Genomic DNA, 13,717 nt, shown 5'->3' with positions numbered 1-13,717 from the left:
GATTTTCGGGGTCATGCACAGCCCCGGTTGGTCTATGGCTGCGCACCGTCCAACCCTCACGGCAGGACCCGGCTATGCCCCCACGCCTCGAATTGCGCAACATCACCAAAAGTTATCCCGGCATCATCGCCAATGACGACATCTCGATGTCGATCATGCCAGGCGAAATCCACGCCGTGCTCGGCGAAAACGGCGCCGGCAAATCGACCCTGATGAAGATCATCTACGGCGCCGCCCAGGCGGATTCCGGCGAGATCTTCTGCGACGGCAAGCCCATTGCCGCGCACACCCCGGCGACCTCGCGCGCGCTCGGCATCGAAATGGTCTACCAGCATTTCGCGCTGTTTGAATCGGTCACCGTGGTCGAGAACATCGCACTTGCGGTGTCGAGCAGCTTCGACCTCGACACGCTGGCGCGCCAGATCACTGAACTGTCGAACCGCTACGGCATGCCGATCGACCCCTATCGCCGCGTCCACGACCTGTCCGTCGGCGAGCGCCAGCGCGTCGAGATCGTGCGCTGCCTGCTGCAGGCGCCGAAGCTTTTGATCCTCGACGAACCGACCTCGGTGCTGACGCCGCAGGCCGTCGTCAAGCTGTTCGAGACGCTGCGCCAGCTCGCCGCCGAAGGCTGTTCGATCGTCTACATCAGCCACAAGCTCGATGAAGTGCAGGAGCTCTGCGACACCGCGACAGTGCTGCGCAACGGCAAGGTCACCGGCACCGCAAGACCCAAGGAAAGCACCTCGGCGCAACTTGCGCGGCTGATGGTCGGCGCCGAGCTGCCCGAAATGCACGTCTCACCCTCGGTGCCGAGCGACAAACCGGTGCTCGAGGTGCGCGGGCTCACCGCCCCTGCCCGCGACAAATACGGCGTCGAACTCAAGAACGTCTCCTTCGAGATACGCGGTGGCGAGATCGTCGGGCTTGCCGGCGTCTCCGGCAACGGCCAGGCCGAGCTGATCTCGCTGCTCAGCGGCGAACGGACACATGCCAATGCGCTGTCGATCCAGATCGGCGGCAAGGCTGCGGCCCATCTCAACGCCAGCGAAAGGCGCAAACTCGGCATGGCCTTCGTGCCGGAAGAGCGGCTTGGCCGCGGCGCAGTGCCGCCGCACGCGCTGTGGCAGAACGCCGTGCTGACGGCCCACCGCTCCGGCCTGGTGCGCAACGGTCTCGTCGACCGCAAGCAGGCAAACAGCTTCGCCGCCAAGATCATCGAGCGCTTCAAGGTCAAGGCCAACGGCCCGCAGTCGAGCGCCCAGAGCCTGTCGGGCGGCAACCTGCAGAAATTCATCGTCGGCCGCGAGATCGCGCTCGACCCGAAGCTGTTCCTGGTGGCGCAGCCGACCTGGGGTGTCGACGTCGGCGCTGCCGCTTTCATCCGTCAGACGCTTGTCGATCTGAGCCGGTCGGGCGCGGCCGTGCTGGTGATCTCGGAGGAGCTCGACGAGCTGTTCGAGATCTGCGACCGGCTGCTCGTCATCTGCCAGGGCCAGGTCTCGCCGCCACTGATCAGGACAAAAACCAACCGCGAGGAAATCGGCCTGCTGATGACAAGGGTCGACCGCGGCAACGGCACCAATGGGAGAGGCGAAGTTGCGATTCAGGATTGAACAAAGACCGGAACCATCCGCCAGGATGCGGGTGGCGGCGCCGGTCATCGCGACCGTGCTCACCCTTCTCGTCGGCTCGCTTTTGTTTGCCGTGCTCGGCTACGACCCGCTGGCGACATTGCAAGCCTTCTTCATCACCCCGCTCAATTCGCTGAACGGGCTGTCCGAGTGGCTGCTCAAGGCGTCGCCGCTCATCCTCATCGCCTGCAGCCTTGCCGTCGGCTTCCGCGCCAATGTCTGGAACATCGGCGCCGAGGGCCAGTTGATCATCGGCGCCATCGCCGCCTGCGGCGTGGGCTTGTTCTACCCCAATCCCGACAGCTGGCTGCTGCTGCCGCTGATGTTCTTCGCCGGCGCCATCGCCGGCATGGCCTGGGCCGCCATCCCCGCCTTCCTCAGGGCGCGGATGAACACCAACGAAATCCTGGTCACGCTGATGCTGACCTATATCGCGACGCTCTTGTTGTCGTGGCTGGTGCACGGCCCCTGGCGCGACCCGGCCGGCTTCAACTATCCGCAGACGGCCCTGCTGTCGGCGGCGGCGATGTTCGAGCCTTTCGACTATGCCTACCGGCTCAACGCCTCGGTGTTCATCACCGTGGTCGCCGTGTTCCTGATGTGGCTGTTCACTGACCGCAGCTTCCTTGGCTACAAGATGTCGGTCTCGGGCGCAGCCCCTCTGGCAGCACGCTACGCCGGCTTCCGCGAATCCGCTGCCGTGTGGACCGGTTTGCTTGCCGGTGGCGCTGCCGCTGGCATCGCCGGCATGGCCGAGGTTTCCGGCCCGCTCGGACAGCTGTCGCCGCAAATCTCGCCCGGCTATGGTTTCGCAGCGATCATCGTCGCCTTCATCGGCCGTCTTAACGCTTTTGGCATCGTGCTGGGCGGATTGCTGATGTCGCTCTTGTTCCTCGGCGGCGAAGCAGTGCAAATGAACCTCGGCCTGTCGGCTGCGCTCACCCGCATCTTCCAAGGCATATTGCTGTTCTTCTTGCTTGCCGCTGACTTCTTCATCTTCTACCGGCTTCGCCGCATTCCGGAGCATGCCTGATGGACTTGTTCATTGCCATCTTCACCGGCACCATCATTGCCGCAACACCATTGATCTTTGCAGCGCTCGGCGAACTCGTCGTCGAGAAATCGGGCGTCCTCAACCTCGGCATCGAAGGCATGATGCTGATGGGTGCCGCCTTCGCCTTCTGGGCCATCGTCGCCGGGCTGCCGATGCCGGTCGCCATCCTTGCCGGCGCGCTTGCAGGGGCCGCCGCATCGCTGCTGTTCGGCGTGCTGGCGCTGACCTTCCTGACCAACCAGTATGCCGCCGGCCTGGCGCTCGCCATCTTCGGCTCGGGCGTGTCGGCATTTCTCGGTCGCAATTTCGGCTCGGCGCCGATCGACGCACTGAAGAAGATCAACATCCCCTATCTCTCCGACATTCCGGTGATCGGGCCGATGCTGTTCCGCTTCGACCCGATGGTCTATTTCGCCATCATCATGTTCTTCGTCATCAGCTGGTTCCTGTACCGCACCAAGGGCGGACTGGTGCTGCGCACCATCGGCGAGTCACCCGAGACGGCGCATGCCATCGGCTATCCGGTGATCAGGATCCGCTATCTCGCCGTGCTGTTCGGCGGGCTGATGGCTGGACTTGCCGGCGCCTATCTGTCGGTTGCCTACACCCCGCTCTGGGTCGAGAACATGACCGCCGGCAAGGGCTGGATCTCGCTGGCGCTGGTGGTGTTCGCGACCTGGCGGCCGCTGCGCGTGCTGCTCGGCGCCTGGCTGTTCGGCGGCATGACCATCCTGCAGCTGCAGGGCCAGGCGCTTGGTATCGCGGTGCCTTCGGAACTGCTCTCCGCCCTGCCCTATCTCGCAACGATCGTGGTGCTGGTCATCATCTCGCAGAACCGCCAGATGCTGGCGCTGCACTTCCCGGCCTCGCTGGCCAAGCCGTTCCGTCCAGCGACCTGACGAAACGACAGGCGGGGCTAAGCGCCCCGCCGCCTCACACAGCCCAGGGATCGCTGACCCTGGGCCAGATCGGACGGACAAGCTTGGTGTAATTTGTGACGCGCGGATTGCTCGGATAGGAGCTCGGCGCGTCGACATAGACGATCTCGGCCGCCACCGGCGCGAAACCGGCATAGAAATGGTTGGTCGACTTGACGAGCAAAATGTCCTTGTCCGCAGGATCAACGCCGAGATTTGAGAAAATGTCGGGCTCGAAGGTCTGGGTGCGGTTGGTGTTGAGGATGACGTCGACCTCGGTACCGACAATACGCACCAGCGCCGTCATCCCGAGCGTGACGCGGCTCGGTCCGAAACTCTGCCAGCCTTCCTCGACGGTCTTCAGCACCTGAACCCTGGCGTCGATCGGCTCGCCGGCCTGCGGGCCGGCCTTGCCGCCGAAGCGCAGGTCGATGACGGCACCTTTGCCGGCGGCATGGCAGAAGGTCACCGCGATCGGGTCCCAGATGGTGGCGACGCCGACCTTGTCGAGGCCACGCTCCAGCATCCGGCGCAGAACGAAAGTGCCGTCGCCGGCAACGCCGCCGCCCGGATTGTCCCAGACATCGGCGATGACTGCCGGCTTGGTCGGGTTGGCCTTGCGCGCGGCCAGCGCCCGGTCGATGCCGGCATCGGTGTCGACCATGTCCATCGCCGTCTTCTCGCGCATGGCGTAGAGTTCGCGGCCGAGCTTTTCGGCCAGCGCATCGCCCTTGGCCTTGTCATTGTCGGTGACGACCACGATGCGCGAACCCATCTCCGGCACGTCGGAGCCCATGAAACCATGGATCACCGACACCGACAGGATGCCGTCCTTGCCGTGCAGCGCCTTGATGCGGTCGACGAAGGAGCGCATCGGCTCGCGGCTGGTCGGCAACACGGTGATCATGCGGCAATCGAAGGTCGAGATGACTGGCTTGATCTCGCCGCGCGTAGCGGCCAGTCCAAGCTCGACGACATGTTCGCCGCGCTCATAGAAATCGGTATGCGGGAACTCGAGGAAGGCCGCGAGCACGTTGCAGGCGGCGACGCGTTTCGGCGTCAGATGGCTGTGCGGATCGAACTCGGAAGCAACAACGACGTCGGGCCCGACGATGTCACGGACCCGGGCGAGCAGGTCGCCTTCGCAGTCGTCATAACCCTGCGCCACCATGGCGCCGTGCAGGCCGAGGATGACGGCATCGACAGGCATGGCAGCCCGGAGCTGGTCGAGGATCTCGTCGCGCAGCGCCTCGAAGGTCTGGCGCTGCACCAGTCCGCCCGGCTCGGCCCAGGTCGCCGTGCCCTCGATGACGGTCAGGCGATCGGCCTCGGCGCGACGGCGCAGCGCCACGATCGGCGACGAGCACAAGGTCGGCGTCTCCGGATGCTGGCCCGGCCCGGCATAGAACGCCATCTCGAACGATGCACGGTCTGTCGGCACCGGCGAGAAGGTATTGGTTTCTGTCGCCAGCGAGGCGGTGAATATGCGCATCTTGGGTTCGTTTCTTTGTTGTCGGGAGGTAAGGGTTACTTGACGGCGCCGAGGGCCAGCCCGCGGACCAGGTAGCGCTGCAGCCAGACGAACAGGATGGCGACCGGCACGGTGGCGACGAGCGTTGCAGCCATGACGTAGTGCCATTCGACGGTATAGCGGCCGGCGACGAGCGAAAACACCTGGATCGGCAGCGTGTAGCTTTCCTGGCTGCGCAGCATGGTCAGTGCGACGACGAACTCGTTCCACGCATTGATGAAGGTGAAGATGGCGGTGACGGCGATTGCCGGCACGCAGAGCGGCAAAAACACCTTGCGCAGGGTCAGCCAGCGGCTGCCACCTTCCATCCACGAGGCTTCCTCGAGATCGCGCGGGATGGTGTCGAAATAGCTCTGCAGCATCCACACGGTGAAGGCGATGTTGAAGGCCATGTAGACGCCGCCGACGGCATTCAGGCTTTCGACAAGACCGAAGGAGGCGAGCAGCCGGAACAGGCCGAGCACCAGCACGATCGGCGAGATCATCTGCGACACAAGCAGGAAATGCCGGAAGGCGCCATGCCCGGCAAAGCGGAAACGCGACATGGCATAGGCGGCGGGAATAGAGACGAGGATGGCGCCGATGGTGGCGATCAGCGACACGCGCAACGAGTTGACCAGCGCCTGGCCGAAACCGGCCGCGACCCACATGTCGTAGAAATTGCGCCAGCGGAATTCGCTCGGCCACCAGCTTGGCGTCAGCACTTCCTGGGCCGGCTTGACGGCGGTCAGGAACATCACCGCGAACGGAAATAGCGTCACCACGACCAGCGGCGCGAGCAGCGCCCAGGCGATGAAGGTGCGCTTGAGCTTCGGCGAGATCATGCCCGTTCTCCCCGCATGGCGAGCCTGATGTAGATGGCGGTGAAGACGAGCAGGATCGCCAGCATCACCAGCGAGACGGCCGAGGCCTCGCCGAGTTTGCCGACACGGAAAGCCAGCTTGTAGAGATGGGTGACGAGGATGTCGGTCGAATTGGCCGGCCCGCCTTGCGTCATCACCCAGATGATCGGGAACGAATTGAAGACATAGATCGTGTTGAGCACGATGGCGATGTTGACGAAGGGTTTGAGCAGCGGAAAAGTGATCCGCTTGAACTGCTGCACCGGCCCCGCACCTTCGAGGGCGGCGGCTTCGTAGAGGTCGTCGGGGATCGACGACAGCCCACCCAAGAAGATGGTGGTGGTAAACGGCACCGTCACCAGGATGCCGATCATGATCTGCATCGGGAATGCGGTCGCAGCACTAGCCAACCACTGGATGTTCTGGTCGGCGAGGCCGAGCCCGCGCAGGGCAGAGTTCAGCATGCCGCTTTCGCCATTCAGCGCCCAGCGCCAGACGATGGCCGTCATCGTCAGTGACACCGCCCAGGGCAGCATGACGATGACCCGCGCCACCGAGCGGCCGTAGAAGTCAGTGTTGAGGATGACCGCCACGGGGATCGAGACCAGGAGCGCGCCGCCAACCACGGCGGCCGTCCACACCCCGGTCCGCAGCAGCGCCTTGATGAAATCGGGATCGGCGACCAGCGCCGAGAAATTGGCCACGCCGTTGAAGTCGCGCAGCTGGCCGAAGCGGCTGACGTCATGGGTGGCGATCTGGATCAGGTCGACGACGGGCCAGAAGATCACCACCGCGGCCAGGATCAGGCTCGGCAGCGTCAGCAGATATGGCAGGGCGCGATTGTGCATGAGAGCCTTGGCCGGAGCACGGGAAAGGGAACCGGCGGCGCACCCAGTGCGCCACCGGCGGAAGGGAGAAGAGACTACTTCTTCAGGATGCCGTCGGCCTTAACAGCTGCTTCCTTGAGAAGGGCTTCCGGATCGCCCTCGCCAAGATAGACCTTCTGCATCGCATCAGAGGTGATCTGGGCGATTTCTTCCCAGCCCGGAATGACCGGCGCGAAGCGGGCGTCGGGCAGGAGTGCCGTGAAGGCGGCGAGGTCGGCGTTGTTGACGTAGTAGTCCATCTTGGCCTCTTCCTTGTTCACCGGCAGGAAGCCCTCGCCCTGGGTGAACTTGGCGCGCCAGTCGGTCTGGAACAGGAAGTCGAGCAGCTTCCAGGCCTCTTCCTTGTTCTTCGAGTTCTTGAACATGACGATGGAATCGGTGACGCCATAGGTACCGCGTGCACCCGTCGGTCCAGCCGGGATGGCAGCGACGCCATATTTCAGGTTCGGCGCTTCTTCCTTGATCTGGTTGGACAGGAAGGGCGCGGTGATCATCATGCCGACCTTGCCCTGCTTGAACAGGTTCTGCACGTCCTCACGCGCATAGGAGGTGACGCCGGGTTGGGTCAGCCCCTCATCGATCAGCGACTTGTAGAGCTTGGCCGCCTCGATGGCGCCGGCGCTGTCGAGGCCCGACGTTCCGTCCTTGTCGAGGATCTCCGAGCCCTGCGACCACATCGCGTAATAATAATAGACGTCGGTCTCGATTTCCTTGCCCTGCAAGCCGTAGCCATAGTTCTCGCCGCCCAGCGCCTTGATCTTGGCGGCAGCGTCCTTGAGCTCGGCCCAGGTCGCCGGCGGGTTGGCGACACCTGCCTTCTCGAGCAGTTCCTTGTTGTAATACATGGCGCGCGCCGAAGCGGCGATCGGCAGGCCGTAGGTCTTGCCGTCCATGATCGAAGGCGACAGGAAGGTGTCGATGAAACGGCCCTTGAAGTCGGGCGTGATGTAGCTGTCGAGCGGCTCAGCGACGTCCTGCTGGACGAAGTCGATCAGCCAGCGCGTGCCGATGATCGACAGGTCGGCATTGGTGCCGGCGGTGATGTCGGTGGTCAGCTTCTGCAGCAGCACGTCCCACGGCACGACCTCGAACTTGACGTCGATGCCGGGATTGGCTGCCTCGAACGCCTTTTCCACTTCCTGGAAATAAGGGCCGGTCTTCGAGCTGTATTCGGCAACCGTCACCCGGACCTCGCCGGCATTCGCCTGAGCCGCCAAGGCCAGCACGCTCAACCCGGCCAGCAGGCCGGTCTTCCACTTTGAAATCGCCATGTCGGTGTTCCCTTGCTCCCGCGGGCGCAAGCCCGCTCCTCCAGCGCATTTGCGCTTATATGATTAAGTGACTTTCTTACATTATCGGCGATTTTCAGCATATCAAGCAATTTTCTTTGTTGCTTAATTACATTTTCAGCCATAGTCCTGAAGGCAGAAAGCGGCCAAGATCGCTGTGGGAGCACAGAATTGAACCTAGACGACGAGTTTCGGGAAAAGTCCGTCCTGATCACCGGAGCCGGCGGCGGCCTCGGCCGGGTGCTGGTCACTATTTTTGCCGCGCGCGGCGCCCGCGTCATCGGCTGCGACCAGTCCATCGAGGCGATGGACGGGCTCGATCTCGCCGGCCGCCACAGCTTCGACCTGACCGATCGCGCCAGGCTGGAAGCCGCCTCGCGCAAGCTGGTCGAAGCTGACGGCGTGCCCGACATCGTCATCAACAATGCCGGCTGGACGCGCGCCGAAACCATGCCGACGCTGACCCAGGAGCGGATCGAAACCGAGATCGACCTCAACCTGACCGGCGTCGCCAGCCTCACCAACGCATTGCTCAAGCCGATGGTCAAGCGCGCCTCGGGTACCTTCGTCTTCATATCCTCGGTCAACGCGCTGTCGCACTTCGGCAATCCGGCCTATGCGGCTGCCAAGGCCGGCATCAATGCCCTGTCGCGCGCCATTGCTGTCGAGCACGGCCGCCAGGGCGTCCGCGCCAACGTCGTCTGCCCGGGCTCTATCCATACGCCCGCCTGGGATCATCGCCTTGCCAAGGACCCCGCGATCCTGGGCAAGCTGCAGCGGCTCTATCCGCTTGGCCGCATCGTCAATGCGCAGGAGGTGGCCGAAGCGGTCGCTTTCCTCGCCTCGCCGCGCGCCTCAGGCATTACCGGCACGGTGCTGCCTGTCGACGCCGGGCTGACCGCCGGCTGCCTGCCTTTCATCGACGACATATTGGGAGCGTGAAGACCATGACCGGCGTGACCTTCCGCAACCTGTCCAAGTCGTTCGGCCAGCACAGCGTGCTCGACAACATCAATCTCGACATTCCGAGCGGCGAGTTCGTCGTGCTCGTCGGCCCCTCCGGCTGCGGCAAGTCGACCTTGCTGCGTATGCTGGCTGGGCTCGAACCGATCAGCCATGGCGATCTTCTGATCGGCGGCGTGCGCGCCAACGACCTGCCGCCGCAGAAGCGCAACATCGCCATGGTGTTCCAGTCCTATGCGCTGTTTCCCCATCTCACCGCGGCCGAAAACATCGGCTTCGGCCCGAAGATCAGAGGTGAGGCAGCGGCGGCGATCGATGCCAAGGTGAAGAACGCCGCTGCCATCCTCAACTTGCATTCCTATCTCGACCGCTATCCGCGCCAGCTCTCCGGTGGCCAGCGCCAGCGCGTCGCCATGGGCCGCGCCATCGTGCGCGAACCCTCGGTGTTCCTGTTCGACGAACCGCTTTCCAATCTCGACGCCCAGTTGCGCGTCCAGATGCGCACCGAGATCAAGGCGCTGCATCAGCGCTTGAAATCGACGGTGGTTTACGTGACACACGATCAGATCGAGGCCATGACCATGGCCGACCGCATCGTCGTCATGAACCAGGGAAAGATCCAGCAGGTGGGTGCACCGCTCGAACTCTACGACAGACCGGCCAACAAGTTCGTCGCGAGCTTCATCGGCTCGCCGTCGATGAGCTTCGTCTCGGGCAGGCTCGGTGCGGCGGGCGCCTATTTCGAGACGGCCGACGGCGAAAGACTGGCTCTGAACGGCGGCCGCGCGTCGGCCTTTGCAGGCACGGTCGAGGCGGGCATCCGGCCGGAGCACTTCGTCATCAGCGGCACCGATGCGGCGATGAAGCTCAGGATCGACGTCGTCGAGCCGACCGGTTCCGAGACGCACATCTATGGCGCGGTCGGCGGCGAGCAGGTGCGTGCCGTGTTCCGCGACCGCGTGTCGGTCAAGCCGGGCGAGACGTTGCCGGTGACCGCCGATCCCAGAAACATCCATCTTTTCGACAAGGCAACCGGCCTGCCCGTATGAGCAACATCGCCGACATCATCACCCGGCTTCAGGTCATGGCGCAGGACGGCTCCAAGTCCGACAAACGCCTGGCCAGCCTTGTACTGTCGGATCTCGACTTCGCTTCCAAGGCCGCCATTTCGGAGATCGCCGCGCGTGTCGGCGTCAGCGAACCGACGGTTACCCGCTTCTGTCGCAACCTCGGCTGCGACGGCGTGCGCGATTTCAAGTTCTTCCTGGCACAGGCCATCGCCATCGGCGGCCAGTATCTCAAGCCCGAGCCGCTGAGCCGCGACGCACGCGAGCAGCGCATCGCCTCCGCCGTCACCGAAGCCGCTGTCGTGGCGATCCAGCGCGCTTCGGACAGTCTCGACATGGGCACGCTGATCTCGGTGGCCGAGCGGCTTTCGGCCTCGCCGCACATCTTGTGCTTCGGCTCCGGCGGCATCTCATCGATGATGGCGACGGAGTTGCAGAACCGCCTGTTTCGCCTCGGCCTGTCTGCCGTGGCCCAGGTCGACGGCCAGCTGCAGCGCATGTACGCGGCGGTCGCCAGACCCGAGTCGACCGTCGTTGCCTTCTCCGTTTCCGGCCATGCCAAGTCGGTGATCGATGCAGTACAGGTCGCCCGCCAATATGGCGCGCAGACCGTAGCCATAACCGCGCCCGGATCGGCACTGGCCAAAGTCGCCGACATCGTCATCCCGTTCCAGCCGATCGAGGACGGCAACATCTACAAGCCAACCTCATCGCGTTTCGCCCTGCTCGCCATCCTCGACATGATCGCGACAGCCACCGCCGAATCCCGCGGCACCAACGTGCTCGAAGGTCTGCGCCGCATCAAGCAAAGCCTCAGCATGCTGAAGGTCGACGACCCAAGACTTCCCCTAGGTGACTGATGAACTCCAGGCAGAACCCCTTCCCCGACGACATCGACCGCGCCCGGATCTGGGAGATGCTGGTCGAGCGCGATATCGCAGCCTTTGTCGATCAGGACTGGTCGATGGTCGCGGACGACTTCGACGAACAGCGCTTCCTCGGCATCCATGCCCACAACGCTGCCAATCCTGACGACTGGAATGCCGCCTTTCCGTCGCTCGGGACCTATCGCGACGAGTGGCTGCGCCAGGCGGCCGAGACGGCTGCAACCGCCTATGCCGAGCCGCTTGCCGACGGCATCTTCCGCGCCACGAACCTGACCGAGATCGACATATCAGGCGATGTTGCCCTGGCGCGCAAGAAGTTCGACGGCACCATCCGCCGCGCTGACGGCAGCGACGACGTGCTGAACTGGCAGACGCTCTACTTCTGCCGCAAGCAGAACGACCGCTGGAGGATCACCGGCTTCGTCGGCTACATGAAATACAAATAGGCTTGCGGCCTGTCCGAACTCTCCAGGCGCCCCGAGGGCGCCTTTTTCGTTTTCCGCCATCTGGTCCCTGCAAGGCAGAAAGTCTGATCTTGCAACCTTTGCGCTTGACTGCAAGATATCTTGCATCTTAAGAGTCGAGTGCAATATGGATGCAAGATGATGACGCTGCTGGATCGCATCAAAAGCCATTCGACCCGCCTCACCGGGGCCGACCAGCGGCTCGTCTCGGCCTTGCTCGAAAACGCCGCCGAGGCAGCCTTCCTCTCGAGCGCCCGGCTTGCCGAACGCGCCAGCGTGCATGAGGCGGCAACGACCCGCCTCGCCCAGAAGCTCGGCTTCAAGGGCTATCCAGAACTGCGCTCACAGCTGCAGCGCGAGCTGGTCGAGAGCCAGGACGCCGCCGAGCGAATGCGCCGCTCCGTCGCCAAGGTCGAGCATGGCGACTTTCTGCTCGACCTGATCGACAGCGAGATCGCAGCGCTTGAGCACCTCCGCCTTGCCGTTTCGCAAGACAGCATCAACTGCGCCGCCGACATGATCGTCGATGCCAAACGCATCTTCCTGTTCGGCCAGGGCCATGCCCAGTCGATCACCCAGTTCCTGCGCCGCCGGCTCGACCGCTTCGGCATGACCACCATCGTGCTCGAAGGCCGTGGCCGCGACATCGCCGAGCGTGTCGTCGGCATGCAGCAGGGCGACCTCGTGCTGGCGCTCGCCTTCCGCAAGCAACCAGCGAGCTATGCACCACTGATCGAGCATTGCCACGCGCAGGGCGCCAAGGCGGTGCTCGTCACCGACCTCGCCGGCACGATGATGCAGCCGGCTGTCGACCTCGTGCTGGCGGCACCGCGCGGCCGCTCGGGCAGCGAGTTCCAGACGCCGACGGTGCCGTTCGCCATCGTCAACGCCATTCTTCTGACCATCGTCGGCCGGCACCAGACCCGCGTCATGGGCGCGCTGGAGCGCCTGTCCGGCCTGTTCGACGAATTCGATTGAGAAAACCTGGGAGGGAAAGATGCTCAAGTCGATGAAATGGGCGCTGTTTGCAGCGGCCGCCATACTGCCCCTGACGGCAAGCGCCGCCGAACTCGACGCGATGAGCGTCAAGGAACTGCTGCCGCTGGCACAGAAGGAAGGCAAGGTCACCGTCTTCTCGCTGTCGAGCCGTATCGCCAAGGTGGAGAAAGCATTCGAGGAGGCCTATCCCGGCATTGACCTGGTCGGCATCGACATGAGCTCGGTCAAGCAGATCGCCCGCGTCGTCGCCGAGCAGACCGCCGGCGTCAACGCCGTCGACGTGCTCTACATCGCCGACACGCCGGTGGTCTATGAGGACCTGGTCAAGACCAACCGTGTCGTGCCCTACATTCCGCCACGCGTGGCGGGCGAACTCGCCGACGAGCACAAGACGCCGCTTCTGACCCAGCGCCTGTCGACCAAGGTTTTGATGTACAACGAAGTTGCCAATCCCAATGGCGCGCCGGTCAAGAACCTGTGGGCACTGACGACGCCGGAATGGAAGGGCCGCGTGCTGATGGTCGATCCTCTGCAGCGCGGCGAGCTGCTCGACCTCTTGGTCGAGTTCTCGCTCCGCCCCGACGAAATGGCCAAGGCCTATGAGGCGCAGTTCGGCAAGCCGATATCAGTCGACAGCGACCTGCAGGGCGCCGGCGAGCAATTCGTCCGCGACCTCTTTGCCAACGACCTCGTCCTGGTGCCCAACTCCGATGTCATCAACAAGGCGATCGGCGACAAGACCGCCAAGAACCCGCCAGTCGGCTTCGCCACCTATTCCGACCGCCGCGACAACGAGAAGGAAGGCTGGGCACTGCAGGTCGCCAACGACGTCGAGCCGTCCAACGGCATCCTGTTCCCGGCGGTTCTCGCACTGGTCGACAAGGCGCCGAGCCCGGCGGCAGCGCGGCTTTTGATCGACTTCATGATGGGCGACGATTCTGCCACCGGCGGACCGGCCTTCGAGCCCTTCAACGTCGCGGGCGACTATGCCGTGCGGCCGTCGATCAAGGACAACGCCGACTCCGTGCCGCTCAAGGAGCTCAAGGCCTGGCGCATCGATCCGGTGAAGACAGCCGCTGCCCGCAAGCGTATCGCAGACCTGGTGCTGACGCTGCAATGACCGCGGCCGGACCGGCGCCTTGGGGGGAGGCGCCGGTCTGTTCTCCGTGCCCAGCTGTCCGCC

The 13,717-nt window shown here is 64.0% G+C and carries 13 protein-coding genes; 9 read left to right on the top strand and 4 right to left on the bottom strand.

Annotated features, from left to right (window positions below):
* The first annotated feature begins 74 nt into the window (after nucleotides 1–74).
* From IG197_RS18985 to IG197_RS18975, 3 genes are read left to right on the top strand one after another with little or no spacing between them, the layout of a single operon-like run.
* A complete protein-coding gene (locus IG197_RS18985; protein WP_192314216.1) occupies nucleotides 75–1,616 on the top strand; it encodes an ABC transporter ATP-binding protein in 1,542 nt (513 codons plus the stop codon).
* Nucleotides 1,600–2,667 (top strand): ABC transporter permease, encoded by a 1,068-nt coding sequence (locus IG197_RS18980; protein ID WP_192314214.1) that lies wholly within the window; start codon nucleotides 1,600–1,602, stop codon nucleotides 2,665–2,667. Before IG197_RS18985 ends, IG197_RS18980 begins: the two co-directional genes overlap by 17 nt.
* Nucleotides 2,667–3,587: an ABC transporter permease gene (locus IG197_RS18975; RefSeq protein WP_192314211.1), complete on the top strand. Its 921-nt coding sequence runs from the start codon at nucleotides 2,667–2,669 to the stop codon at nucleotides 3,585–3,587. Before IG197_RS18980 ends, IG197_RS18975 begins: the two co-directional genes overlap by 1 nt.
* A gap of 34 nt (nucleotides 3,588–3,621) precedes the next feature.
* On the opposite strand, the gene IG197_RS18970 is transcribed toward IG197_RS18975, so the two are convergent.
* The 4 genes from IG197_RS18970 to IG197_RS18955 all read right to left on the bottom strand — a co-directional run bounded on the left by IG197_RS18970 (nucleotide 3,622) and on the right by IG197_RS18955 (nucleotide 8,136).
* Nucleotides 3,622–5,097 carry a M81 family metallopeptidase gene (locus IG197_RS18970; RefSeq protein WP_192314208.1) on the bottom strand — a complete coding sequence of 492 codons (1,476 nt, stop codon included), beginning with the start codon at nucleotides 5,095–5,097 and terminating at the stop codon, nucleotides 3,622–3,624.
* A gap of 35 nt (nucleotides 5,098–5,132) precedes the next feature.
* On the bottom strand, nucleotides 5,133–5,960 hold the full coding sequence (locus IG197_RS18965) for a carbohydrate ABC transporter permease (RefSeq protein WP_067957467.1): 828 nt from the start codon (nucleotides 5,958–5,960) through the stop codon (nucleotides 5,133–5,135).
* A complete protein-coding gene (locus tag IG197_RS18960; RefSeq protein ID WP_154385636.1) occupies nucleotides 5,957–6,826 on the bottom strand; it encodes a carbohydrate ABC transporter permease in 870 nt (289 codons plus the stop codon). Before IG197_RS18960 ends, IG197_RS18965 begins: the two co-directional genes overlap by 4 nt.
* Before the next feature lie 74 nt (nucleotides 6,827–6,900).
* Nucleotides 6,901–8,136, bottom strand: coding sequence for a sugar ABC transporter substrate-binding protein (locus IG197_RS18955; protein WP_192314206.1), 1,236 nt, complete (start codon nucleotides 8,134–8,136; stop codon nucleotides 6,901–6,903).
* A 189-nt stretch (nucleotides 8,137–8,325) separates the two neighbouring features.
* On the opposite strand from IG197_RS18955, the gene IG197_RS18950 reads away from it, so the two are divergent.
* The 6 genes from IG197_RS18950 to IG197_RS18925 all read left to right on the top strand — a co-directional run bounded on the left by IG197_RS18950 (nucleotide 8,326) and on the right by IG197_RS18925 (nucleotide 13,654).
* On the top strand, nucleotides 8,326–9,096 hold the full coding sequence (locus tag IG197_RS18950; protein WP_192314203.1) for an SDR family oxidoreductase: 771 nt from the start codon (nucleotides 8,326–8,328) through the stop codon (nucleotides 9,094–9,096).
* A 5-nt stretch (nucleotides 9,097–9,101) separates the two neighbouring features.
* The gene (locus IG197_RS18945) at nucleotides 9,102–10,166 is read left to right on the top strand and encodes an ABC transporter ATP-binding protein (protein ID WP_192314201.1); all 1,065 of its coding nucleotides are present in this window, start codon (nucleotides 9,102–9,104) and stop codon (nucleotides 10,164–10,166) included.
* Nucleotides 10,163–11,044, top strand: coding sequence for a MurR/RpiR family transcriptional regulator (locus IG197_RS18940; protein WP_067957457.1), 882 nt, complete (start codon nucleotides 10,163–10,165; stop codon nucleotides 11,042–11,044). The genes IG197_RS18945 and IG197_RS18940 overlap by 4 nt, the downstream gene beginning before the upstream one ends.
* Nucleotides 11,044–11,517, top strand: a complete 474-nt coding sequence (locus IG197_RS18935; protein ID WP_067957455.1) for a hypothetical protein — start codon at nucleotides 11,044–11,046, stop codon at nucleotides 11,515–11,517. The genes IG197_RS18940 and IG197_RS18935 overlap by 1 nt, the downstream gene beginning before the upstream one ends.
* Nucleotides 11,518–11,673: 156 nt before the next feature.
* Nucleotides 11,674–12,513, top strand: coding sequence for a MurR/RpiR family transcriptional regulator (locus IG197_RS18930; protein WP_246765188.1), 840 nt, complete (start codon nucleotides 11,674–11,676; stop codon nucleotides 12,511–12,513).
* 31 nt (nucleotides 12,514–12,544) lie between these two features.
* Nucleotides 12,545–13,654 (top strand): ABC transporter substrate-binding protein, encoded by a 1,110-nt coding sequence (locus IG197_RS18925; protein ID WP_371746555.1) that lies wholly within the window; start codon nucleotides 12,545–12,547, stop codon nucleotides 13,652–13,654.
* Nucleotides 13,655–13,717: the final 63 nt, after the last annotated feature.

It is taken from the genome of Aminobacter sp. SR38 (assembly GCF_014843375.1).
Lineage (GTDB): Bacteria > Pseudomonadota > Alphaproteobacteria > Rhizobiales > Rhizobiaceae > Aminobacter > Aminobacter ciceronei.
Note: the sequence above shows the minus strand (reverse complement) of the source record. Positions and strands in the feature narration are given on the sequence as shown.

Excerpts from the sequence above, each read along its gene's own strand:
- IG197_RS18935 (WP_067957455.1), top strand. The coding sequence starts at position 11,044 with ATGAACTCCAGGCAGAACCCCTTCCCCGACGACATCGACCGCGCCCGG.
- IG197_RS18970 (WP_192314208.1), bottom strand. The coding sequence starts at position 5,097 with ATGCGCATATTCACCGCCTCGCTGGCGACAGAAACCAATACCTTCTCG.
- IG197_RS18945 (WP_192314201.1), top strand. The coding sequence starts at position 9,102 with ATGACCGGCGTGACCTTCCGCAACCTGTCCAAGTCGTTCGGCCAGCAC.
- IG197_RS18925 (WP_371746555.1), top strand. The coding sequence starts at position 12,545 with ATGAAATGGGCGCTGTTTGCAGCGGCCGCCATACTGCCCCTGACGGCA.
- IG197_RS18930 (WP_246765188.1), top strand. The coding sequence starts at position 11,674 with ATGATGACGCTGCTGGATCGCATCAAAAGCCATTCGACCCGCCTCACC.
- IG197_RS18960 (WP_154385636.1), bottom strand. The coding sequence starts at position 6,826 with ATGCACAATCGCGCCCTGCCATATCTGCTGACGCTGCCGAGCCTGATC.
- IG197_RS18975 (WP_192314211.1), top strand. The coding sequence starts at position 2,667 with ATGGACTTGTTCATTGCCATCTTCACCGGCACCATCATTGCCGCAACA.
- IG197_RS18940 (WP_067957457.1), top strand. The coding sequence starts at position 10,163 with ATGAGCAACATCGCCGACATCATCACCCGGCTTCAGGTCATGGCGCAG.
- IG197_RS18955 (WP_192314206.1), bottom strand. The coding sequence starts at position 8,136 with ATGGCGATTTCAAAGTGGAAGACCGGCCTGCTGGCCGGGTTGAGCGTG.
- IG197_RS18985 (WP_192314216.1), top strand. The coding sequence starts at position 75 with ATGCCCCCACGCCTCGAATTGCGCAACATCACCAAAAGTTATCCCGGC.
- IG197_RS18965 (WP_067957467.1), bottom strand. The coding sequence starts at position 5,960 with ATGATCTCGCCGAAGCTCAAGCGCACCTTCATCGCCTGGGCGCTGCTC.